Source organism: Nocardia pseudovaccinii NBRC 100343, from assembly GCF_001613225.1.
Taxonomy (GTDB): Bacteria; Actinomycetota; Actinomycetes; order Mycobacteriales; family Mycobacteriaceae; genus Nocardia; species Nocardia pseudovaccinii.
This window is the reverse complement of the sequence record NZ_BDBY01000165.1, coordinates 1-21,874: the sequence shown is the minus strand read 5'-3', so window position 1 is coordinate 21,874 and position 21,874 is coordinate 1. Positions and strand designations below refer to the sequence as shown.

Annotated in this window: 21 protein-coding genes and 1 pseudogene; 11 read left to right on the top strand and 11 right to left on the bottom strand. The window is 66.7% G+C overall.

Annotated features, from left to right (window positions below):
- Window positions 1-84: 84 nt before the first annotated feature.
- The gene (locus tag NP3_RS19210; protein WP_063042968.1) at window positions 85-519 is read right to left on the bottom strand and encodes a VOC family protein; all 435 of its coding nucleotides are present in this window, start codon (window positions 517-519) and stop codon (window positions 85-87) included.
- Between the two features lie 228 nt (window positions 520-747).
- On the opposite strand from NP3_RS19210, the gene NP3_RS19205 reads away from it, so the two are divergent.
- The 3 genes from NP3_RS19205 (at window position 748) to NP3_RS50470 (ending at window position 3,655) form a co-directional block, all read left to right on the top strand.
- Window positions 748-1,194, top strand: coding sequence for a hypothetical protein (locus tag NP3_RS19205; protein ID WP_063042967.1), 447 nt, complete (start codon window positions 748-750; stop codon window positions 1,192-1,194).
- Between the two features lie 200 nt (window positions 1,195-1,394).
- Complete coding sequence (locus tag NP3_RS19200) at window positions 1,395-2,120, top strand: DUF2334 domain-containing protein (protein ID WP_063042966.1); 726 nt, start codon at window positions 1,395-1,397, stop codon at window positions 2,118-2,120.
- Window positions 2,120-3,655: a glycosyltransferase gene (locus NP3_RS50470; RefSeq protein ID WP_245721015.1), complete on the top strand. Its 1,536-nt coding sequence runs from the start codon at window positions 2,120-2,122 to the stop codon at window positions 3,653-3,655. The genes NP3_RS19200 and NP3_RS50470 overlap by 1 nt, the downstream gene beginning before the upstream one ends.
- Here the strand turns inward: NP3_RS50470 and NP3_RS19190 are convergent.
- Together NP3_RS19190 and NP3_RS19185 are read right to left on the bottom strand one after the other, a co-directional pair.
- Window positions 3,639-4,625, bottom strand: a complete 987-nt coding sequence (locus tag NP3_RS19190) for a DMT family transporter (protein WP_245721014.1) — start codon at window positions 4,623-4,625, stop codon at window positions 3,639-3,641. The genes NP3_RS50470 and NP3_RS19190 overlap by 17 nt on opposite strands.
- Before the next feature lie 80 nt (window positions 4,626-4,705).
- Window positions 4,706-5,464 (bottom strand): class I SAM-dependent methyltransferase, encoded by a 759-nt coding sequence (locus tag NP3_RS19185; RefSeq protein ID WP_084508694.1) that lies wholly within the window; start codon window positions 5,462-5,464, stop codon window positions 4,706-4,708.
- Between the two features lie 521 nt (window positions 5,465-5,985).
- On the opposite strand from NP3_RS19185, the gene NP3_RS19180 reads away from it, so the two are divergent.
- Together NP3_RS19180 and NP3_RS19175 are read left to right on the top strand one after the other, a co-directional pair.
- Window positions 5,986-7,767, top strand: coding sequence for an ABC transporter ATP-binding protein (locus NP3_RS19180; RefSeq protein WP_245721013.1), 1,782 nt, complete (start codon window positions 5,986-5,988; stop codon window positions 7,765-7,767).
- 501 nt (window positions 7,768-8,268) lie between these two features.
- Window positions 8,269-8,607 (top strand): annotated as a pseudogene (locus tag NP3_RS19175) (transglycosylase family protein); the annotation flags it as partial.
- Window positions 8,608-8,662: 55 nt separating this feature from the next.
- Here the strand turns inward: NP3_RS19175 and NP3_RS19170 are convergent.
- Complete coding sequence (locus NP3_RS19170) at window positions 8,663-9,292, bottom strand: hemerythrin domain-containing protein (protein WP_245721012.1); 630 nt, start codon at window positions 9,290-9,292, stop codon at window positions 8,663-8,665.
- Window positions 9,293-9,409: 117 nt separating this feature from the next.
- Between NP3_RS19170 and NP3_RS19165 the strand changes: the two genes are divergently transcribed.
- Window positions 9,410-10,039, top strand: a complete 630-nt coding sequence (locus NP3_RS19165) for a HEAT repeat domain-containing protein (protein ID WP_174566241.1) — start codon at window positions 9,410-9,412, stop codon at window positions 10,037-10,039.
- Window positions 10,033-11,031 carry a MerR family transcriptional regulator gene (locus NP3_RS19160; protein WP_063042963.1) on the top strand — a complete coding sequence of 333 codons (999 nt, stop codon included), beginning with the start codon at window positions 10,033-10,035 and terminating at the stop codon, window positions 11,029-11,031. Before NP3_RS19165 ends, NP3_RS19160 begins: the two co-directional genes overlap by 7 nt.
- A gap of 92 nt (window positions 11,032-11,123) precedes the next feature.
- Here the strand turns inward: NP3_RS19160 and NP3_RS19155 are convergent, their stop codons facing one another.
- On the bottom strand, window positions 11,124-11,486 hold the full coding sequence (locus NP3_RS19155) for a DoxX family protein (RefSeq protein ID WP_063042962.1): 363 nt from the start codon (window positions 11,484-11,486) through the stop codon (window positions 11,124-11,126).
- A 61-nt stretch (window positions 11,487-11,547) separates the two neighbouring features.
- On the bottom strand, window positions 11,548-11,751 hold the full coding sequence (locus tag NP3_RS19150) for a hypothetical protein (protein ID WP_063042961.1): 204 nt from the start codon (window positions 11,749-11,751) through the stop codon (window positions 11,548-11,550).
- Here NP3_RS19150 and NP3_RS19145 point away from each other — a divergent pair.
- A complete protein-coding gene (locus NP3_RS19145; protein WP_174566240.1) occupies window positions 11,742-12,611 on the top strand; it encodes a LysR family transcriptional regulator in 870 nt (289 codons plus the stop codon). The genes NP3_RS19150 and NP3_RS19145 overlap by 10 nt on opposite strands.
- Window positions 12,612-12,722: 111 nt before the next feature.
- On the opposite strand, the gene NP3_RS19140 is transcribed toward NP3_RS19145, so the two are convergent.
- The 3 genes from NP3_RS19140 to NP3_RS19130 form a co-directional block, all read right to left on the bottom strand.
- Window positions 12,723-13,628, bottom strand: coding sequence for an ADP-ribosylglycohydrolase family protein (locus NP3_RS19140; RefSeq protein ID WP_063042959.1), 906 nt, complete (start codon window positions 13,626-13,628; stop codon window positions 12,723-12,725).
- Between the two features lie 133 nt (window positions 13,629-13,761).
- On the bottom strand, window positions 13,762-14,523 hold the full coding sequence (locus NP3_RS19135; protein WP_063042958.1) for a Mut7-C RNAse domain-containing protein: 762 nt from the start codon (window positions 14,521-14,523) through the stop codon (window positions 13,762-13,764).
- Complete coding sequence (locus NP3_RS19130; protein WP_063042957.1) at window positions 14,520-15,674, bottom strand: FIST signal transduction protein; 1,155 nt, start codon at window positions 15,672-15,674, stop codon at window positions 14,520-14,522. Before NP3_RS19130 ends, NP3_RS19135 begins: the two co-directional genes overlap by 4 nt.
- Before the next feature lie 311 nt (window positions 15,675-15,985).
- Between NP3_RS19130 and hrpB the strand changes: the two genes are divergently transcribed.
- The gene (gene hrpB, locus NP3_RS19125; protein WP_063042956.1) at window positions 15,986-18,403 is read left to right on the top strand and encodes an ATP-dependent helicase HrpB; all 2,418 of its coding nucleotides are present in this window, start codon (window positions 15,986-15,988) and stop codon (window positions 18,401-18,403) included.
- Window positions 18,404-18,414: 11 nt separating this feature from the next.
- Here hrpB and NP3_RS19120 read toward each other — a convergent pair whose 3' ends face one another.
- Entirely contained in the window at window positions 18,415-18,789 is a 375-nt protein-coding gene (locus tag NP3_RS19120; RefSeq protein ID WP_063042955.1) for a DUF488 domain-containing protein, read from the bottom strand.
- A gap of 82 nt (window positions 18,790-18,871) precedes the next feature.
- Between NP3_RS19120 and NP3_RS19115 the strand changes: the two genes are divergently transcribed.
- Window positions 18,872-19,990, top strand: coding sequence for an oxidoreductase (locus NP3_RS19115; RefSeq protein WP_157124397.1), 1,119 nt, complete (start codon window positions 18,872-18,874; stop codon window positions 19,988-19,990).
- A 72-nt stretch (window positions 19,991-20,062) separates the two neighbouring features.
- Here the strand turns inward: NP3_RS19115 and NP3_RS19110 are convergent, their stop codons facing one another.
- Window positions 20,063-20,545 carry an adenosine-specific kinase gene (locus NP3_RS19110; RefSeq protein WP_063042954.1) on the bottom strand — a complete coding sequence of 161 codons (483 nt, stop codon included), beginning with the start codon at window positions 20,543-20,545 and terminating at the stop codon, window positions 20,063-20,065.
- Between the two features lie 369 nt (window positions 20,546-20,914).
- Between NP3_RS19110 and NP3_RS19105 the strand changes: the two genes are divergently transcribed.
- Entirely contained in the window at window positions 20,915-21,796 is an 882-nt protein-coding gene (locus tag NP3_RS19105; protein WP_063042953.1) for a serine hydrolase, read from the top strand.
- Window positions 21,797-21,874 lie beyond the last annotated feature (78 nt).

The following is a 21,874-nucleotide window of genomic DNA, read 5'->3' as shown; positions in this document are numbered from 1 at the left end:
GAGCAGGACGATCGGGATTTCGCGCTCGGTCTTCTGTGCGTGCTCGTCGTAAAGCGGGAAGATCTGCGCCATCTGGCGCCTATTTCAGTTGAGCTCCTCGACCAGCCCGATGATGATGCCCTCGGGGCCGCGAACGTAGCAGTACCGGTAGATGTCCCCGTACCGCGCGACCTCGCCCACGAGTTCGGCGCCGTGGGCGCGCAGGCGGTCGAGGGTGTCGTCGACGGTGTCGACGACGAAAGTGAGGCGAGGGATGCCCGGGGTGTTCATCGGCGCCTGCGGCGCACTGCTGGTGGCCACCGGCGTATGGAACGTCGACAGCTCGACCCGGCCGTGGCCGTCCGGGGTCCGCACGACAGCGATATCCGCTCTGACGCCGTCCAGCCCGACGAGCTGATCCACCCATTCACCCTCGACTGCTGTCTCGCCCTCCAGTTCCAGGCCCAATTCGACGAAGAACGCGATGGCGGCCGCGAGATCTTCGACCACAACGCCGACGTGATCCATCCGGTAGATCATTGAGAATCCTCCTGTGTTGGGCGGCCCGTCGTGGCCGCTCGTGCCCTGAGACGGAGCTGGCGCAATGTTCTCGACACCATGCCATCTGTGATGACCGTCACAGTTCATGGCCGCGCGCCCGAGCATTCGCGCTCGCCCTTCAATTCCTTTCATCTGCCGCCTGGATCAGCGATGAGATCGAGCATCTCGCGGCGTCGACATCAGTGATCCACCAGAGAGGAGAGCGTTATGAACCAGTCAACCAACGAATCGGCACGCAGGCGCCTGGAGGTCTTCGTCGGGGAATGGACGATGCAGGCCGGACCCCCTGGCGGGCCGCTGTGGCCGGGCGCGGGCCGGGTCACCTTCGAATGGCTCACGGGCACACCGCTGTTGGTTCAGCGCTGGCATATCGACCTGCCCGAGGCTCCCGACGGTGTCGCAGTCATCGGTTGCGATGGAATGAGCGACACCTACTACCAGCTCTACACTGACGACCGGGACGTTCAGCGAATCTACGAGATGACCCTGACCGATGACATCTGGACGTTGCAGCGCGACGGCGAGCCCTTCGGGCAGCGATTTATCGGCAGGTTTTCCGACGACGGTGCGACGATCCTGGGTCGCTGGGAGCTGGCCGAGAACCGAGGGACCTGGAAGACGGACTTCGACCTGACCTACACGAAGGTCGCATAGCGTCGTACCGCAGGACCGCGCATCTGTGTTCGCACCCGATGATCACCACAGGTCCGGCGTCCGTTTCGAGGGCGGTGCGGCGGTCGTGGCCCTTCACCATGGTTGGCCAGCACGGTGTTGCGTACCCGGTGTCCCGATTCGCCTGGCAACGCATCCCTGCTGTTCAGTTGGCCGCAACTGTTCGTTGCTAATCTGCGCCCGTGCCTGCACGACTGGTGGTGAGTGTCCATGATGTTGCTCCGGCATCCGAGCGGGAAACCGCGCGCTGGTGCGCCGACGCCGACGCCTTCGGCATCCCGGTGTCGATCCTGGTGATCCCGGGTCCATGGCGGGGTGCGAGCCTGGCCGACGCGCCCGACTACGGAAAGTTCCTGCGCGAGCGCCGCGCTCACGGCGACGAGATCATGCTGCACGGCTGGGAACACCGGGCTCCGAAGGAGGGTTCGTTCGCCCGTCGCGCGGTCGCGCGGATGGTGGCACGCGGCGCCGCCGAATTCGCCGCGCTCGACGTCGCCGCGGCCGACGCCCGGCTTCGGCAGGCCATCACAGTAATGAACGAGATGGGCCTGACCACAACGGGTTTCACCCCGCCGGGCTGGCTGTCCTCGCCGGCTTCGGACCGGGCGCTGCGTCGGGCGGGCTTCTCGCACACCACCGATCATTTCGGCGTGCGGGATCTGCGGACCGGCCTTCGGGTGCGCGGGTTCGCGCTGTCGCAGCGCCCCGGCGGATGGGGTGAACGCACCGCGGCCGGGCTATTACCCCGGCTGGCCGGACGTGCCGCGAAGCGCGACGGCCTGGTCCGAATCGCCCTGCATCCCGACGATCTGCACTACCCCGGGCTGCGCGACGCCGCGCTGCGGGGAATCGATGCCGCGCTATCCGCGGGTGCGCGCCCGGCCACCTATGCGGAGGTGATCGGCTGATGCGGATCGTGCAGGTCGCCAACTTCTACACCCCCGCGTCCGGAGGTTTGCGCACTTGCGTCGATGAGATCGGCCGCGGTTATCTCGCCGCGGGACACGATCGGGTTCTGGTGGTGCCGGGCCTGTCCGACGCCGACGAGTTCACCTCGTCCGGGCGCCGGATCACGGTGCGCGGCCGCCGATTCGGTGCGGCGGGCTACCATGTCCTTACCTCCGCGCGCACCCTCCCGATACTGGAGAGCGTGGGCCCCGAGGTGCTCGAATGCAGCGACAAACTGAGCATGCGCTGGCTCGCACCGTGGGCTCGCCGTAACGGCGTACCAGTGGTGCTGTTCTCACACGAACGCATCGACGCTATCCTGCGCACCCGGGTACCACCTGGGTTTCCACTTGTCACGGCCGCGGATCTGGCCAACCGCCAGCTGGCCGCACGCGCCGAACATATCGTCGTCACCTCGGGTTTCGCGGCTGCGGAGTTCACCCGCATCGGCGCCGCGAATGTGCGCCGGATCCCGCTCGGGGTGGATCTGCACACCTTCCGCCCGATCGATCCCGGCGTGGTCGGTGCGGGGGGCGGGCGCGGACACACGACGACGATCGCCACGGTCTCGCGTTCCACGCCGGTGGTCCAGCCGTCGGCGCTGCCCCAAAAGGGCAGCAGCACAACGCATTCCGCCTGCTCCCGCTCGGAGCGCACACGATGGTTGCCGCGCATAGTGGGTCCGTCACGCGCGTCGGACACAGCATCGCGCCGGGCATCGGGCCCCGGCGAGAACCATCTTCCGAATCGCTCCGGGCGAACCCCGGTGGACTCCACCGGTCAATCTCCGGCAGACCCCGCCGCGAGCGCACTACACCTCGGCCGTTCCGCACCGCGGAATTCGGGCCCGATTGCTCTGCCGCACTGGCAGTTCCACTCGGCGCAACACCATCCGAACAGCACGGTCCAGCTCGTGATGGTGAGCAGGCTGTCCCGCGAGAAGTGTCCCGACCGGGCGATCGATGCGGTCCGGCTGTTGTGTGACAGCGGTATTCGGGTCAGGTTGACCGTGATCGGCGACGGACCGCTGCGGGAATGCCTGCAGCGACAGTCGGCCGACCTGCCGGTGACCTTCCTCGGCTATGTCGCGGATCGAAACCTGGTGGCGGCCACACTCGCCCACGCCGACATCGCCCTGTGCCCTTCCCCTGCCGAGACATTCGGCCTAGCCGTGCTCGAGGCGCTCGCATGCGGCACGCCCGTGGTGGTCCCGCGCGACGGTGCCGCCCGCGAACTGCTCGGTCCCGAGGGTTCCGGCGTCGACTGCGACGGCACTCCCGCCGGTCTCGCCGACGGTGTGCGCACCCTGCTCACCCAACCCGCCGATCGGCGCCGCCAGGCCGCCCGCCGCAGCGCCGAACGTTTCTCCTGGTCGATCACCGTCACCGGAATGCTCGCGCTCTACGCCGACCTCGAACCCGGTGCGACCTCCGCCCGTCCGCGCGAGAAACGAATCCGAGCACCCAGAACGGATTTCACTACACCTGGTCGATAGTCAAGGTATCGCCATCGCGTCCACCGCGAAGGTCATCATCGGGTGCGTTGTGGATGTCGCCGTCGTGTCGGCCGGGAATGGCGCTGTCACGGTGGTCGTGGATGTCGCTGTCACGCTCGTCGTGGAGGGTGGGTGAATTCGCGAGCAGTGCAACGCCTCCGAGGATCAGGGCGGCGGCACCCGCCAGGGGGAGCGGGTGTGGTTCGGTCGCCGCTGCGAAGAGGGTGAGGCCAGCGATGTAGCTGAGCACCGGATCGGTGATGGTCACCGTGGTCAGCGCGGTCGGCAGGGAGCCGTGCGCGAATGCCTCCTGGACGAGGATGCCGCCGATGATGGTGGTCACCGGAACGCCGAGCAGTATCCAACCGTACCGATGCGGCTCCGACGTGCCGACGGACACCAGCACCGCGGTGCTGGTGACGCAGAAGCCTGCCGCCACGGCGGTCAGCGAGGCGCGCAGCTGGGTCGGCCGGGTCGCCCGGGACAGCAGGAACAACACGACCACCGCTATCACCACCACCATGCCCGCCCGCGGCAGCGTCTCCGGTCGCGGCACTCCGTGCGGGACACCCTGAGCGATCAGCAGGACCAGTCCGGTGCACACGATGGCGGCGCCCACCCAATCCCGGCGCAGCAGTCGGCGCTTCCGCTGTCGCGCGGCCAGCGGCAACGCAAACAACAGCTGCACCACCAGCAATGCCTGCACCATCGGCAACGGACCCAGCCGCAGCGCCACCGCGTGGCATCCGAAGCCTGCGACGCTCGCACCCTGGCCGACGAGCCAGCGTCGGCTGGTCAGTATCCGGCGCGCAAGCGGACCCACCGCCAGTACGCGCACGCCGCTCGGCTCCGCCGTCGCCGCCTGCCGTACGGTGCCCTGCTGCAATGCCGCAGCGACGGCGAACAGCATTGCCGACACCACCGCACAGGCGATACTGCCCACCAGGCCGTGCCCGTTCGCTTCCGCCACACCGCACATCCTGGACACCCCGTATGAACCACGGTTGTCCCCGGGGTGACGGCTACGCCCTCATCACTTCGACACGGAACTTAGTCGAGGCGGGTGGCGGTCACGGCCCATACGGGCAGGTGCACCCGGTTGTTTTTCAGCAACGGCGCGATGATCTGGAGTTGTTCTTGCATCGGCTTCATCCGCTCGGCCCATCCGGAGTCGCCGCTCATCTCCTTGGTGAGATGGGTGAACGTCTCTGGGCTGAAGGTGGCTTGGTAAGTGGTGATTCCCAGGTGGTCGATGCGCCACCCGGCCGCGGGAAGCACCCGGTCGAAATTCTCCGCAGGCAAACCTTCGGGCTGAAGGCCATTGACGTTGTGGCGGCCGAATTCGAACATGAACAGTCGCGCCCCCGGTTTAGTGGCCCGGTGCAGGGCCTGCGCGTACTGGGTCTGGGTTTGTTCGTCGTCGAGGAACACGTGGTAGAAAGCGCTGTCGACGACGGTGTCGAACCGATCCTCCAGGCCCTCGAGTCTGGTGGCGTCGGCTACCTTGAAGTCCACCCTCACCCCGGCGCGTTCCGCATTGCGCTCGGCCCGCTCGATCGCCGCAGGCGACGCGTCGATCCCGGTGGCCGAGTAGCCCTTGGATGCGTAGTAGATCGCGTGATGTCCCGGGCCGGTTCCGGGGTCGAGCACCTCACCCCGCACAGCGCCGTAGGCCACCAACTGCTGCACCACCGGCTGTGGGCCGCCGATGTCCCAGGGGATCAACTCGGGAGCATCCTGCTCCGGCGACGCGTCGCGGTACAGCGCCTCGAAGTCTGGCTGACCGTTGTGGTTCCGTTCCCTGCCCATGACTCCTCCTTCGATTGCGGGCGGGCCACACCTGAAGGGTCGTGCTAGAGATAAGACCAATGGTTCCGTAATTCGGCGGCGGACGCCACCGACTGTCGTGACTGTGGGGCGCGTCGGCTCGGATCATTGCCGTGAGGCTCCTTGCCTTCGATGACGGACAGCGCGCACGCTCGAGTTCATGGCCAAGCCTTATCGAGCATGGTGGGGCATCAGGGCGTCCAACGCGTGGATGCGGATCGTGATACGCGCTGGATCGACGGTTCTTCGTGCTGCCCTACCTGGATGTGGGTGTGGACTCGTCGCCGCAGCAATTCCTCGACAACGCCCGCACCCATCCGGTTTTCGAAATCGTATCGGCCTGACCCCGGTGCAGAACCCGACGGCCTGGGACAGCGCCTGTTCCTGCATCAGTCCCGTCCACTGACACAGAAACCGCTGCGAATATTCGCTGGCCGTGATCCGCCTGGACGCGGGATCATTGATCACCTGTGTCGCTCGTTCAGATCGAGACGAGGGGGAGCATGAGTTCACGCGCGACGGCGGTCAAGCTGGTGCTGCGTTTCTATGGCCGAGAAATGGCCTCTCGCAAAGCTGTAACGATTCCGGCGCTGCTCGGGCCGGCGCTCGGCAATATCTGCAACCTGTACATCGCACCGCTGATCGTCGCCATGATGGTCGGCCGGGTCGCGGTGACCGGGGATACGGGTTTCGGGGCCCTGGCTTCGTATACCCTCGCCTTCGGCGGCACCCTGCTGCTCGCGGAACTGCTGTGGCGCATCGGGATTCATTGCTTGAACCGAGTCGACGCCTACGGAATCGAGCACCTGTATGTGTTTGCCATGGACGAGCTGCTCGCCAAGGATGCGGAGTTCTTCCACAACAACTTCGCCGGTTCGCTGACGAAGCGCTCGCTCAGCTTCGCGGCTCGGTTCGAACAGTTCGTGGACACCCTCGCCTTCGAGATTCTGGCGGCACTGGTGCCGCTGCTGTTCGCCTCGGTTGTGTTGTGGCGCTACAACCCCGCCCTGGTCGCCGTGCTGATGGGGATGATCGTGGTGACCGCGCTGGTCATCATGCCCTTGATCCAGCGCCGCCAGAAGCTGGTGGACGACCGCGAGGCCGCCATCGCGCTGGTTTCCGGGCATCTGGCCGACAGCCTGGCCAATATGCAGGTGGTGCGTGCCTTCGCTGCCGAACCACAGGAGGCGGCCGAGCATCAGCGACGGGTGGCCTCATCGCGGCGAAAGTCGTTGCGCTCCTGGGATTACGCGAACCTGCGGATAGATACGCTGGTGGCGCCGCTGGTGGCGCTCACCAACGTGATCGGCCTCCTGATCGCATTGGGTCTCAGCGGCGGGGATGCCGGGGTGGAGGCCATCGTGGTGGCATTCACCTACTACTTCAACGCCACCGGGATCATGTTCCGGTTCAACCAGATCTACCGGCGGTTGGAGACCGTGCTCACCGAGGCGGCGCAGTTCACCGAACTGCTACTGGACGAACCGAAGGTGATCGATAACGAACATCCGGAACCACTGCGGCCCAAGGGCTTCGACGTGCGGTTCGAGACAGTGAATTTCACGTATGGGGGTGCGCGGCAGCTGTTCCGCGAATTGGATCTGCACGTGCCCAGCGGCGCCAAAGTAGGCCTGGTCGGACGGTCCGGTGGTGGCAAGACCACCATCACCCAACTACTGCTGCGGTTGATGGATATCCAATCCGGCACCATACGCATCGGCGGGCAGGACATAGCCCGGCTGCGGCAGGCGGATCTGCGCAGTCTGATCGCCTATGTGCCACAGGATCCGGCCATGTTTCACCGGACCCTGAGCGAGAACATCCGGTTCGCACGCCCGAGCGCCACGGACGAGGAGATCCTGCGAGCCGCCAAGGCCGCGCACGTCACCGAGTTCGCGGACGCGCTGCCGCAGGGTATGGAAACGCTCATCGGCGAGCGCGGCGTGAAACTGTCCGGGGGCCAGCGTCAGCGGGTCGCGCTGGCTCGGGCCATCATCCGGGACGCGCCCATCCTGCTCCTGGACGAGGCCACCAGCGCCCTCGACTCGGAAAGCGAATTGCTTGTGCAGCAAGCGCTCTGGGAGTTGATGCAAGGGCGTACGGCGCTGGTCGTCGCGCATCGGCTGAGCACTGTGGCCGGAATGGACCGGCTGGTGGTGCTCGACCAGGGGCGAATCGTCGAGGAGGGGACACACGAGGAGTTGCTCTCCGCGGAAGGAACATACGCGCAGCTGTGGCGGTACCAGTCGGGTGGATTCCTCGGCGAGGACGTGGTCGCCCATTGATCGTGCGCCGCGTTGCCACCACCGAATGCACGTTGCGCGAGCAGTCCCAGACAGCCACCTGCCTCGTACGGTTTCGAATGCGGTCGGTGAGAATTGACGATCGGACCGTAGGTAATCGTCGGATACCTGTCGATTTTCGATCTTTTGGTTCAACCTGTTGCGGCTGAATGGATTTCGTGGCCTGTATCGGGTTTCCGATAATTTCGTGAACTTGTTGCTCAACCTATTGCTGCTCGAGGGATTTTATGGCCCGTGACCCGTTGTCGGCATTTCCGCGCGTGCGCACCATCATTCATCCGGTCGGTCGTCGCCGCAGCTTTTCGACCGACAGCTGCCAATAGGTTTACGCATCGGTCTGTATTTCGATGTGGACACGATATCGAAGACTGTCACTACAACTCACCATGCCCAGCACACACTCGAACGGCCCCAAAAGATCCAGTGATCACCTTTCATGCTTGGACACCTGTATAGGTTTGCTGACTCGAAAGGAACTGCGATATGAGCTCTCTGGGCACCCCACTCAAGAAGATCGTCGCCACCAGCGCGATCATCGGCGGAGCAGGCATGGCATATGTCGGCCAGGCTTCCGCCGCCACCGATCAGGAATGGGACAGCCTCGCCGCGTGTGAATCGGGCGGTAATTGGAGTATCAACACGGGCAACGGGTTTCAGGGCGGCCTGCAATTCTCGCCGGGCACATGGGCTGCATACGGCGGTGCCGCGTATGCGCAGACTGCCGACAGAGCCACCCGTGAGCAGCAGATCGCCGTCGCCGAGCAGGTACTCGCCGCTCAGGGCTGGGGTCCTTGGGCAGGGTGCTCTGCAGCGCTCGGCCTCCGGTGAGAAACAGGGCTGTCCAGCGGGTACCCGAGCCCGCGGCCGGTGTTCCGGGTCAGTTCCGCTTCAGGGTGCCGACACTCAGCGATCCGCTCGCAGCGGTCCGCAGCTTCTTCTCCGCTTCGCGGACGTAGCTGACGGGATCCTTGTCCACGGGCTGGACGCCTGCGTAGTTGCGCGCCTCGTAAGCGGCGAACGCGACGGCCAGCTGATGGCGGCGCGGCAGCCCGGCCAGGCGGCGAAAGTCGGTGAGGCCCTCGCGTTCTTCCTCGGCCATGTGATCGCTGTTGGCCGTGTTCGCTGCCGCGACGGCCGCGTACCAGCCATCGGTGCCGACCTGATGGTGCGTCACTTCGGCGATCGCGTCCCTGATCTGATTGTGGTCGTGGATAGCGTCGAGTGTCTCGTCCTCGACCCCGCCTGCACGCCGGGCCGCGATACCCACCTGCAGCAACGCGGGGTAGAAGATCTCCTCCTCGGCCTGCGCGTGCAGCTCGAGGAAGGCGGCCAGCCTGGCCCAGATCGCGGAAAGCACCTCGGTCTCCGCGCGATCGATCTGCTCCAGGATTGCGAACAGCCGCCGCTGCTCATGGTGGTCATCAAGGATCAGCTCGGTAATGTCCACAATTCCTCCCTCGGGAAGCCGACGATAACGCACCTCCGAGCCGTCCGGCGGCTGACGCACCGACGTTCCGCCCCGCTGCCCGTCTCGCCCGTGAACTTGACATTGTCACTGTGTGAAGGCCTTCACTGGCTGTCGGAGGTGGTCCCCATCAACTCGACACACAGGAATCCACAGGACATGCGACTGCTCGACGCATTGGCGGCTGCGAACTCGTCGACGCGGCTCGAGGCGGCTCTGGCAGTCGGCACGCATCCCGAGCCCGGTTTCGTCGACGCGCTCGTAGAACGGTGCGCGATCGAGCCGGACTTTTTTGTGCGCGACATGCTCACATGGGCGCTGACCCGTCTCCCGCCGGAGATCACGGTTCCGAAACTCCGCGCGGAACTCCGTTCCGAACGCGCACAGGCCCGGAGCCAAGCGCTGCATACGCTGTCCAAGATCGGAGACAGGGACGCATGGCCCGCAATCACGCGGTCGTTGCTGCACGACGCCGACGATGAGGTCGCGCGGAGTGCGTGGCGCGCTGCGGTCGTTCTCGTGCCCGACGGGGACAAGCCAGGGCTGGCCGCGGAGCTGGCCACGCAATTCGGCCGCGGTGACCGGGAGGTACGACTGAGCCTGAGCCGTGCCCTCGTCGCGCTCGGCGAGGTGGTCGAGCCGGTCCTTCGAAAGGCGCTGGCAAGTCACGACCCGAGCGCCACGGAGCGGCTCCTGCACGACCCGGATGCGGGATTCGACCTCGCCGTCGGTGCGGCGAGACGGGTCGTCGCGCTCGGTCCGGACCGGGCGGAGACAACTGCGTGCTGATCGGCGAGGTGGCGCGTCGCTCGGGGGTGAGCGCCCGGATGCTCAGGCACTACGACTCCCTCGGTCTGGTACGACCGACCGGTCGCACCGTGGGTGGCTACCGCGAATACTCTCCCGAGGACATCCGGCGGATCTTCCATGTGGAGGGGCTGCGGTCTCTGGGTCTGTCACTGAGTCAGATCGGACGCGCTCTCGACGGTCCCGGATTCACCCCGTCCGGACTGGTCGGCGACCTCATCCGAAAGACCGAGGAAAGACTGAACCGGGAGCGAGAACTCCTCGACCGGCTCCGTACGGTCGATGCGACCGAGCCCGCCGACTGGCACGACGTCTTGCGCATCGTCGAGCTGCTGCACGGACTCGGTTCGCACAGTGCCGCCCGGCGGCAGCAGGCCGTCCTGGCTTCGGTCGAGGACGTGCCCGCCGAGCTGTTGGCCGAGGCGGTACTCACCGAATCCGATCCGAACGTTGCCGGGGCCCTGCGGTGGGCCCTCGCACGGGCTGGCGGTGACGGTGTGGCGAGCGTGGCATCCGGCATGGTCTCGGAGGATGTCGACATCCGGCGGCGCGCGGTCCTGGCGCTCGCCGAGCTGCCGGGCGACGAGGCGACCGCGGTGCTCACGGACGCACTCGGGGACGTGGACGCGACGGTCCGTAGACATGCTGCTCTCGCGCTGGGTGCGCGGGGTGTGACCCGGGCCGTGCCGGAACTTGTCGGCACGGTGGTCGAGGGGCCGAACGATGTCGAGGCGGCCGAGCTCTTGGGAGCGTTGGCGCGGGACGAGAAGTGGGCGGACCGGATCATGAGAGCGCTGGTCGACGAGTTCACCGCACACACAACGGACTCGGCGGTGCGGGTCCGACTGACCCAGGCACTCGCCGAGATGCCGGGAACAATCGCGCTGGATACCCTGCGGCAACTAGCCCACGACGATGATCGGGCCGTGGCCCTCATCGCCTCGGCCCTCGTGGAAACGCTCGAAGAACGGTGAGCTCGGGCAGCCCTGGAGACGTTCGCTCATCACTCGTGCGGTGGTGACCGGCCACGTAGCGATCTGTCACCACGTCGCGTCGTCGCTGGAAATCACGCCCAGATGGTCGCCAGCCAAATGGTCACGGCGGCTACGAGAAGAAGTGTGATGTTGAGGGCGACCCTTTGATCTTCGCCGGTCAGGTGGACCGGGATCGCGCCGAGTTGCAGGAGTACGAAACCGATCGCCGCGGCCATGGCGAGCCAGGGCGCGAGGCCGGTCAGTGGGGGAAGGATCAGTCCGAACGCGCCGAGTATCTCGAGCACGCCGAGGGTCCGGACAGCGGGTAGTGGTACGCGGTCCACCCAGGCCATCATGGGCCGGAGTCGATCCGGGCTTCGGGTGATCTTCAGTGCGCCTGCATAGAGGTAGAAGAGGGCGAGCAGCCCGGCGGCGATCCAATAAACGATGTTCACAATTCCATCCAGCGGTGACAGGTGCGGGCCGAGGCGAAATGCGTGCTCGGCCCGCTCGGGTTCAGGCGAAGTCGGTGGCGGGCTCGGTGGCGTAGTGGCCCATCACTTCGATGTTCACCCGTGGTGTCAGTTCCTGGCCGTCGGCAATCAGATCCCGTAGGTCGCGGAAGTACTGCACATACAGGTCGGGTGTGAAGGTGCTGAGCATGACGGCCGACTGGCCGGTGATGTTGGCGAAGGTGTGCGCAGCGCCGGGTGGGACCACGTACGTTGCGCTACTTCGTGGCTGTCGCCGAGGAGCGCCACTTCGGTCGTGCCGCCGTCCGGCTGCACATGAGCCAACCGCCGCTGAGCCGCGCGATCCAGCAGTTGGAGACAGAGGTCGGCGCCTCCCTGTTCGACCGATCACCCACCGGCGTCGGTCTCACCCGGGTCGGGGCGGTGCTGCTCGACGAGGCGCGCGCCCTGCTCGATCAGGCCGACCGCGTCAGCACGCGGGTGGCCGCCGCGGCCGGATCCTCGATCCTCACCATCGGCATCCTCGGCGACGGCACCGACCCCGGCGTCACCAGGCTGGCCGCCGCCTACCGCCGAAAACACCCCGGTGTCGACATCCGCATCCGCGACACCGATCTCACCGACCCCACCTGCGGGCTGAAGGCCGGACTGGTCGATGTCGCGGTGACCCGTGCACCATTCGACGAAACCGCCTTGGCCGCACGCGAACTGCGCGCCGACCCGGTCGGCGCGGTACTGCGCGCCGACGATCCGCTGGCCCAGCGCGACCACCTGAAGCTGGCCGACCTGGCCGACCGCCGCTGGTTCCAGTTCCCCGACGGCACCGACCCCATCTGGCAGACCTATTGGAATGCAGGCAAGTCGCGTGCGGGCCCGGTGGTGCGGGTCGTCCAGGAATGCGTGCAGGCCGTGCTCTGGAACGGCACCGTCGGCGTAACTCCGATGGGGCACACCCTGCCCGAGGGACTGGCCGTAGTCCCGCTGGTCGATATGGCGCCGAGCCGTGTGGTGGTCGTCTGGAACGAAGGTGACACCAACCCCTTGGTCCGATCGTTCGTGCGGACAGCAACGGCCGCATACCGCGTGAATGGGCCGCGGCCCCGGTAGGTTTAGCGCTCGCCGAGCTGCCAGCAGCGGGACCGGCACGCCGCGAGCGAGGTCATCAACGACAGATGCGTATGTTCGTCGCCGGGCGGCTCGCCTCGCCGATGATCGGCGTCAGTCTGTCGCCCATGCGGGCAGGGGCTCACGTGCCGACAACCACTGTTGCGGTACTCCGCGTATCGAGCCTCGATTTCCGATCCCGGTGTGTGCTGCCACGATTCCACCGACGATCGCGGCTGTGGTGTCCACGTCCCCTCCGGCCTGGATGCAGGCGGTGACCGCGCCCGGATAGTCATCGAGAAACGTGGCGGCGGCCCACAGCGTGAACGGCACCGTGTCCTGGGCGCTGACCTGTGCGCCGTTGCCGAGTTCGTAGGCTGCTTCGGCTACCGATCGGCCGAGCAGCTTTCGAGCTCGCCGGATACCGTCCGCGGTCCGCCCGTCAACCAGATACGGCTCTACCACGTGCAGTAATTCAGTTGGCGTACAGCCTATTCCACGAGTCGCCGCAGCGTGGCTCGCTGCGGCGGCGACCGCCATGGCACCCACGATCGCTTCCGGGTGCCGATGGGTGACCTCGGCGGACAGCGCGGCTTGTGCTGCTGCTCGGGGCAGGTCTCCAGCGAAGTACGCCCCGAGTGGGGCGACCCGCATCGCGGCCCCGTTTCCCCATGATCCGCGTCCGCCGAAAGCGGCTGCGGCTGCTTCTTTCCAGGGGCGTCCGTCGCGGATCTCGTGCAGCACAACGACTGTGCCGCCACCGTAGCCACGATAGGGTTCGCAGCGATCGGCGAAGGTGGCTGCGAGCGCGTCCCGGTCGACACAGCCCCGGCCGCGGACTTGGGTGTATACCGAGCAGGCCATCTCGGTGTCGTCGGTCCACTGCCACGGCGCCACCGGTGTTCGTCCGGCGAGCAGATCGGTGACGGAGTGACCTGGCACGAAGTACTGGGCGCCCAGCGCATCAGCAACGGACAAGCCCTGGAGGCTGTGATACGCGGAATCGGAAATCAACGGCATACGGTGGCCAATAATGCCAACCGCAACCAGCCACCGCAACACTCTCCAGAAGCCGAGTTCCGGTGCGCGAGCTGCCGGACGAGCAGATCGGCCATTCCGAACTGAAACAGGTTGCCTCGGAGCTGATTTCGGTCTACTGACACAGATAGGATTGGTTCAGGCGGCTGCGGATCGCCTGCACCGTGGCGCTGAGCCGGACCTGGTGCGAGCCCTGCCAGTAGATCCGCCCGCAGGTGCGGCACTTCCGGAACGTGTCGTAATGGCGGCGGGTGAGCGGTTGCAGCCGATCTTCGACCTCGGCTTTGGCGACCGCGACAACGGCGCCACCGCAGCGCAGGCAGCGGGTGAACGGCGCCAAGTGCTCGACGAGATCCAACCGGCGGATCACCTCGACGATCTGATCGACCGGCTGGTCCGATCTGATGTACACGCCGTGAGTTACGTTGCGCCGCTTCAGCAGTCCACGGTCGCGGGTGAGCAGGGTCCGGTGCTCGGCCGCCGACAGCTCGGCGAGTGCGGCGTCGTCGGCGTCCCACCGGCAGTGCACGTCCAGGCCCATCAGCCGCATCAGCTTGGCGAGGCCGCCGAGATTCACGTCGGCGACGAAGCGCGGCTCGCGCAGGGGGTGTGGGCGCACCCTGGTAACCCGGCCGATGTCCAGTGTCTCGAATACGGGATAGGCGGCGATCCGATCGCCTTCGCGGGGGCGCTGGCCGAAGGTGACCGGTTGCCCGTTGACCAGAACCAGGTCGACCTCGGTGTGCGGGATGCCTGCCGCCTCGATGACGTCCTTCACGCTCTGGTGCGGACGGAACGGCCGACGCAGCACCGTGTACCGCTCGTCGGGCCGTAGGAAATCGTTCAGCTCGGCGTAGACCCGCAGGTCGACGCTCATTCGACGAATACCGCCATCGATGCCGTGAATCCGTGCAGCGCATTGCGGCCGGCGATGGGACCGATCTCGCCCGCGGCGAAGATGCCAGCGAGCGGTATGCCGTCGAGCAGGTCCTCGATCAGGGCGGCGTCGTGGTTCGCGACCCCGAACATCCGGCGACCCCGTCCGTTGCAGGTGAACAGCAAAGCACCCGCCGGGTTTCCTGGCAGGTCCGAACCCACTCGGACGAGGGCCGCACGCAGATCTTCGTCCGCCCCGACCGCGTCGCGGACCTGGAACTGCACGGTAGTGCCGACCTCGACGAGCTCGCCGATCTCGAGCGCGCCGCTGGACGGGTCGGCACCGAGGAGACCACGGATCAGAAAATCGCCCTGCCCGGGTACCGCCAGATGCTCGTCGACCACGATGCCGATCTGCAACCCGTGTGTCACCAGTTCCTGCTGGTCGGGAGGCAGCACCTCGACGATCTCGCGCAACCGCACGATCGGCGGTCGGCCGCCCAATTCGGTGATCAGTGCGCCACGCGCGCCGGTGACGATGTACGGATAGCCGATCGGTCGGCAGCCCTGCGACACGATGGGGACACCGTGCAGTCCGTGCAGTCGCACGCCGACCGCGCCGGAGGTCACCACATCGCGGTCGCGGAACAGTCGGCAGCCGCCCGGGCCCCGCGCGCCGCTCACCAGCCCGCCCATCACGGTGGTACCGGGCAGCTCGGTGTTCAGGTGCTCGAGCAAAATGTCGGCGGGGAACGAGAACGGGTCGGGCAGCAGCAGGTGGAAGTCGCGTGCGGCCTTGTCGAAGCGGTAGCCCGCGAGTACCCCTCCGGTCGCCGTGCGAACGAAGTCGAGCTGGAATGTCTCGGCGGCGGGCAATCCGGATGCCAGCCATACCGCCACTGCGGGCTCGTCCTCGATCTCACGGCGGCCGGCGACGATCGCCTGCGCCACACATCCGACGAGTGCGGGCACCTGCACCGTCTCGTGGACTCCGGCGAGTACGGCCGAGGCATCGTCGGTATGCGCACGTGAGGCCAGCAGCACAGCGAGCGACGGCGTCTCGCCCGCGATCTGATCGCGGGCGTGCGCTGCGGCTTCCGCTCCTGCTTGCCACGCTCCCGGCGCGGTGGAGAGCCCTACTCCGATCCGCACATCTCTATCGTAGCGAACCCCTATGTGAGCGCGGGTAGTGTTGCCGCACAAGGTATTTCGTCGGAATCGGAGCAAAACGCGCCGTTGGAGCGGTGGGTGTGGGCATCGGTAAGGGATCCAGCGGTCGTCTGGATGCTGAGGGCGCCGTAATCCCAGCACAACAGGTTGCAGGCGCGTGCTCGGTCAGCGCGTGTCTCGTCGGCGCAGGTGCTCGCGTCGAGAATTCCCGGTTCCCGATCGGGGTCGTCAGCGCGGCACCGCCCGCGGGGCGAGGTTCAGGTCCTTCGTACCGGGCTGCAGACTGGTTGGCAATGAAACTGCCCGAGCTCCCTGATCTGCCCGTGCGTGGCGCGCTCGACCGCATTGCCGCGACATTGACCGAGCGTGGCATCGCCGTATTGGTCGCGCCGCCGGGAACCGGGAAGACGACATTGGTGCCGCTGGCGTTGGAGAATCTCGGGCGAGTGGTGGTGGCCGAGCCTCGCCGTTTGGCGGCGCGAGCGGCGGCGGGGCGGATGGCCGCGCTCTTGGGTGAGTCGGTGGGGGAGACGGTCGGCTATTCGGTCCGGGGAGATCGGCGGGTCAGTGCCCGGACCCGGATCGAGGTGGTCACGTCCGGGTTGCTGGTGCGGCGGTTGCAGGGCGATCCCGAGTTGGCGGGCGCGGATGTCGTCGTCCTCGACGAATGTCATGAGCGGCATCTCGACGCGGACCTGCTGTTGGCGTTGCTGCTGGATGCGCGAGCGGGGTTGCGGCCGGATCTGCGGGTGCTCGCTACATCGGCAACGGTTGCGGCCGAACGTCTTTCGGTGCTACTGGGTAGTGCGCCAGTGGTGGAAGTGCATGGGCGGGCCTATCCAGTGGAGACGACGTATGTTCCGTCGTTGCCGAGGGAACGGAGCGAAGCGCAGGTGGCCCGCGCAACGCGGGCAGCGCTCGGCGGGGGCGACGGGGATGTGCTGGTCTTCCTGCCCGGAGCAGCCGAAATCCGCCGGACCATGGACCTTTTGGCGGATGTAGACGTGGATCTGGTTCCGTTGCACGGCAGGCTTTCCGCTGCCGCGCAGGATATTGCGTTGCGGCCGGGCTCGCGGCGGCGCGTCGTGTTGTCCACCGCCGTGGCCGAATCGAGTTTGACGGTGCCGGGGGTGCGCGCCGTGGTGGATTCGGGGCTGGCTCGTGTGCCGCGCATCGATCGGGGGCGCGGGTTGTCCGGCCTTGCGACAGTTCGCGTTTCGGCTGCCGTCGCCGAGCAACGGGCTGGGCGCGCGGGACGCGAGGCTCCGGGTAAGGTATGGCGCTGCTGGCCGGAGTACGAGAACGGCACCCTGCCTGCCTATCCGGAGCCGGAGATTCGCACGGCGGATCTGACGCGTCTGGCATTGGAGCTCGCGTGTTGGGGCACCCCCGATGGTCATGGTCTCGCGTGGTGGGATGCACCGCCGCAGGGCGGATTGGCCGCTGGCCGAGATGTGTTGCGCGCGTTGGGGGCCGTGACCGGAGCGGGGGAGGTCACCGAGCGCGGGCGACACATGGCCCGAGTCGGACTGCATCCCCGATTGGCGCGATCGCTGCTCGACGGTGCCGCCGAGGTCGGCACCCGGGCGGCGGCGGAAGTTGTCGCGGTCCTCGACGATGACACCCTCGTGCCCGGCGTCGATCTCGTGGCCGGTCTGCGCGCGTTGCGGCGTGAGCGTCCGCCGCGCTGGCGGCGGGAGGTCGAGCGTCTGTCGCGGTTGGTCGACGCGACGGATGGCGACGACGATCCGGCTTTCGTTGTCGCACTGGCACATCCGGAACGACTGGCACGGCGACGTGGTCCTGGCTCGGCGAGCTATCTGATGGCGGGTGGCACGGCGGTGACCCTGCCGCCGGGTTCCGGATTGGGTGATGCGGAATGGCTGGCCGTCGCGGTGGCGACACGCGATCCGGGTCGTTCCGACGGGCGGATCCGGTCGGCCGCGGTCGCCGACGAAACGCTCGCCCGACGTGCGGCATCGAGTCTGCTGCAGATTGCGGACGAGGTGGATTGGGTAGACGGTGACGTGGTTGCCCGGCAGGTCGAACGATTGGGTGCGATCATGTTGTCGGAGCGGCAGATTCGTGATCCAGATCGCCAATTGCTCAGCGCGGCAGTGCGACGCGGCCTGAATTCCACCGGACTCACTCTGCTGCACTGGGATTCCGATGCGGCCTTCCTCCGTCAGCGCCTCGACTTCCTGCATCGCACACTCGGCGCCCCCTGGCCGCCGGTCGACGACGAATCACTGGTGGCCGATGCCGACGCCTGGCTCGGCCCCGAACTCGCGACGGCGCGACGCCGCGCCGACCTCGAACGCATCGACGCGGGACAGGCACTGCGTCGCCTGCTGCCGTGGCCCGATGCCGCGCGCATGGACGAACTCGCGCCGGAGCGCCTGCCGGTACCCTCCGGCAGTCGCGTCCGTCTCGACTACTCGACCGACCCGCCGGTGCTCGCGGTCAAGGTGCAGGAGGTCTTCGGCTGGACGCGGACACCGTCGCTGGCCGATGGGCGAGTGCCGGTCGTGCTGCATCTGCTCTCGCCCGCCCAACGGCCGGTCGCGATCACCGCGGACCTGGCGTCGTTCTGGCGCACCGGCTGGCCGCAGGTCCGCAGCGACCTGCGCGGTCGCTACCCCAAGCACGCATGGCCGGAGGATCCCACCACCGTGCCCGCGCACCGCGGCACCGCCCGTAAGCTCGGTTAGGTCCAGACGCGTCAGTCAGGCGAATTCGCCTCTGCCGCAATCCAGTTCGCCAGGACGGCGGCCTGGCTGTGGTCTACGTCGCGGGTGGCGGTCAACAACGTCACCGGATGTTCGCGGGCGATGTCGCGTAGTTGCGCGACGGCGTCGCGGTGCTGAGTATCGCGCAGCTCGGCCAGATAGCGGCGACGGAATTCGGCGAAGCGCTCGGGCTGGTGCCCGTACCACTTGCGCAGTTCGGTCGACGGTGCGATGTCACGCATCCACTCGTCCAGGTGCGCGTCTTCCTTGCGGATCCCGCGCGGCCAGACCCGATCGACGAGCACGCGAGTACCGTCCGACGGAATCGGCGCTTCGTAGATTCTCCGGTAGGTGACGTGCTGGCTCATGATGCTCCCGTCCTGAGCTGGTCACTTCTCCTCGCGTGGAGCTCTAGAGGTAGCTCCCATGCTAGGCCTCCCGTAGTCGGCGATGGGAACGTGGTCGACCGCAGTCACGGTGGAACAGGCAGCCGCGGCGGGCACGCGCGAGCGGCTATTGCTGGCGGCCGAGCGACTCTTGCTGACCGAGCGGTATGACGATGTCTCGGTGCGGGGGATCTGCGCGGCGGCCGGGGCCGATCTCGCTGTGGTGCACTATCACTTCGGCTCGAAGGAAGCGCTTGTCGCGGCATTGCTGGAGGACCGGCTCGGATCATTGTGGGCCGAACGGCTGACCGAGGTGACGACCGCGCACGGTTCGGTATCGGCGCTGGTGGATGTGGTGATCGAGCCGTTCATCGGATTGGCGGCCGATCCCATCGGGCGGCTGCACCTGCGGCTGTCGGCCCACGCCGTGCACGGCGCAGGCGCCGCCGTCAGCGCCCAGATCGGTCACGCGGGACCGGTAGCCAATGCCGCATCCAATCGCGCACCCGCGCTGGCGCCGAGCCGAATGTTCAGCCCGCTCGGTATGCGCCCCATGCGCGTTCTGGACTTATCCGAAATCGCCGCGGTCATAGACGATTACGCGAATGCCGCCCAGCTCGCCGAGCAGGCGGGTTTCGATGCGGTCGAAATCCGCTTCGGCCACAACTATTTGGTGAGTTCGTTCCTGAGCCCGCTACTGAACCGGCGCAAGGATCGCTACGGCGGATCCCTGGCCAATCGCGCCCGGCTTGCCCGTGAGGTCGCGGTGGCGGTGCGCGAAGCCGTCGGCGACCGCTTGGCTGTCACCGCGAAGTTGAATGTGCGCGGCGGCCTTTCGCTCCCGGAGTCATTGCAGGTGGCCGCCTGGCTGGAATCGGACGGCGCACTGGATGCGTTGGAACTCACCGCGGGCAGCTCCCTGCTCAATCCGATGCTCCTGTTCCACGGCGACGCCCCACGCAAAGAATTCGCGAAAGTCCTTCCCGCCCCGGCACGCCGGGGCTTCCGCCTGAGGGGCCGCGCATTCCTGCGCGAGTACCCGTACCGCGATGCTCACCTGCTCGAACGCGCCCGTCAATTCCGCAGAGAACTATCAATGCCATCGATTCCCCCACTGACAATTAGCCGAGAATGTATTGGTGGCGGGGCACTCTCGAGATTTTCCGCCACCGATACATGGTGATCGAGTATCCAGATCCCAGGACCAAGCTTGCCGCAGGCGAGGGCGGGCAGCCTCTATTGAGGCGGCGGGTATTTACAGCTTGTATCCGATTTGGCGCAGTAGTTTTTTGCGGGCTTCTTTGTCGGTGGGGCTTTCGATGCCGAGCGGTGCGCCCCCGTCGACGACTCCGATAATTCCGCGTCCCGATTCGGTCTCGGCAATCAATATCTCGACCGGATTTGCGGTGGCGCAGAATATTCCACAGACCTCGGGTACCTGCCGTATCGCATTGAGCACATTGACCGGATAGCCCTCGCGCAGGAACACGATGAACGAATGTCCTGCGCCGACCGCGACGGCATTCTTGGTGGCGAGCTCGGTCAGATCGTCGTCATTGCCGGAGGTCCGGATCAGCCGCGGCCCGGACGCCTCGCAGAATGCCAACCCGAAACGCAGATGCGGACTGATCCCGACCAGTGCCTCGTGCAGGTCCTCGACCGCCTTGATGAAGTGGGCCTGCCCGATGATGACGTTGAGATCGTCCGGTTTATCGATGTGTACCGAAGTCAGCTCCATCGAACCATCCTGCGCCGCATTCGAGCCCCTGCGCCAGGGTGACACGCCCGTCCCTTCGAGGCGCGCAGTACCCCCCTGGTACCAGGAAAAGTGGGCTGTGCCGGATTTGTCGAGTACGTTGCGAGGCGATGAACACAAGGAGTTCGCGGATGAGGGCGGCAGCGCGCGGTCATGGACTACCAGTGGCGCAAAGCGGACGCATTACGGTGTACATGGCGGTTGACCACGCTGTAAGCCGTTGTCGCTGTTCGGGGTTCGACGGCGTGGGCGCGGTTACGGTGGGCGGTCGGTGTCGATGCCAAGTACGGTGTCGGGACGCCGTGTTGACATCGAAACGCGGGGGAGTTCGAAACGAGAATGTGTCGAAGTATGTATTTTGAGCTATCCCGGCGCCTGCGAAAAGCGGTCGGCGTCACCGCGCTGGCCGGACTCCTCATCGTGGCCGGATGCGGCACGGACGCCGACAAGTACTCTGCCGAGCCCAGCATCACCGCGGCCGCCGCGTACACCGATCAGCAGCACCTATCCGTCACCGTGCCGGGCACACTGGCCGCCGGTTTCCAGGAACTGCAGCTGAGTGTGCACGGCAAGCTGGGCATGGCGATCATGCCGGTCGGCGGCGCGAAGATGGTGACCTTCGGTGACTGGACCACCGGACCCGCCTGGTCGACGATGAAGGTGCCGCTGGTCATCGCTACGCAGCGCAAGAGTTCGACGAGCTCGAGCTACGCGGCGACGGCGGCGATCACCCAGTCCGACAACGCCGCGGCCGATACTCTCTGGCAGTCGCTCGGCACCGGCCAGGAGGCGGCCAAGGCGGTCGAGGCAGTGCTGCGCGAGGGCGGCGATACCAAGACCACGGTGCCCGCCACCAAGACGCGCTCCGATGCCTCCGCATTCGGACAGGCGGATTGGGCGCTCACCGAACAGGTTCGGTTCGCCTCCCGGCTGCCATGCCTACCGCAGAGTTCGGACGTCATCGATCTGATGGAACAGATCACGTCGAGTCAGCGCTGGGGCCTCGGCGAACTCAAGGGCGCGCAATTCAAAGGTGGTTGGGGGCCCGACACCTCCGGCTCCTATCTGGTCCGCCAATTCGGCCTGATCCAGGGACCGGGCGGTCAGATTGCGGTCGCCATTGCCATCCAGCCAGATTCGGGCAGCCTCTCCGAGGGAACGAACATCCTGGACCGGCTCGCCACCGTGATCTCCCAGCACCTCGACGAATTCTCCGGCGGCAGCTGTTCCTGATCCCGGTCGAGTCGGCGCCCGCTGGTTCGCGCGGCGGCCCCGTGGGCGCGCACACTTGACGAGGTAACGGTGGCACCC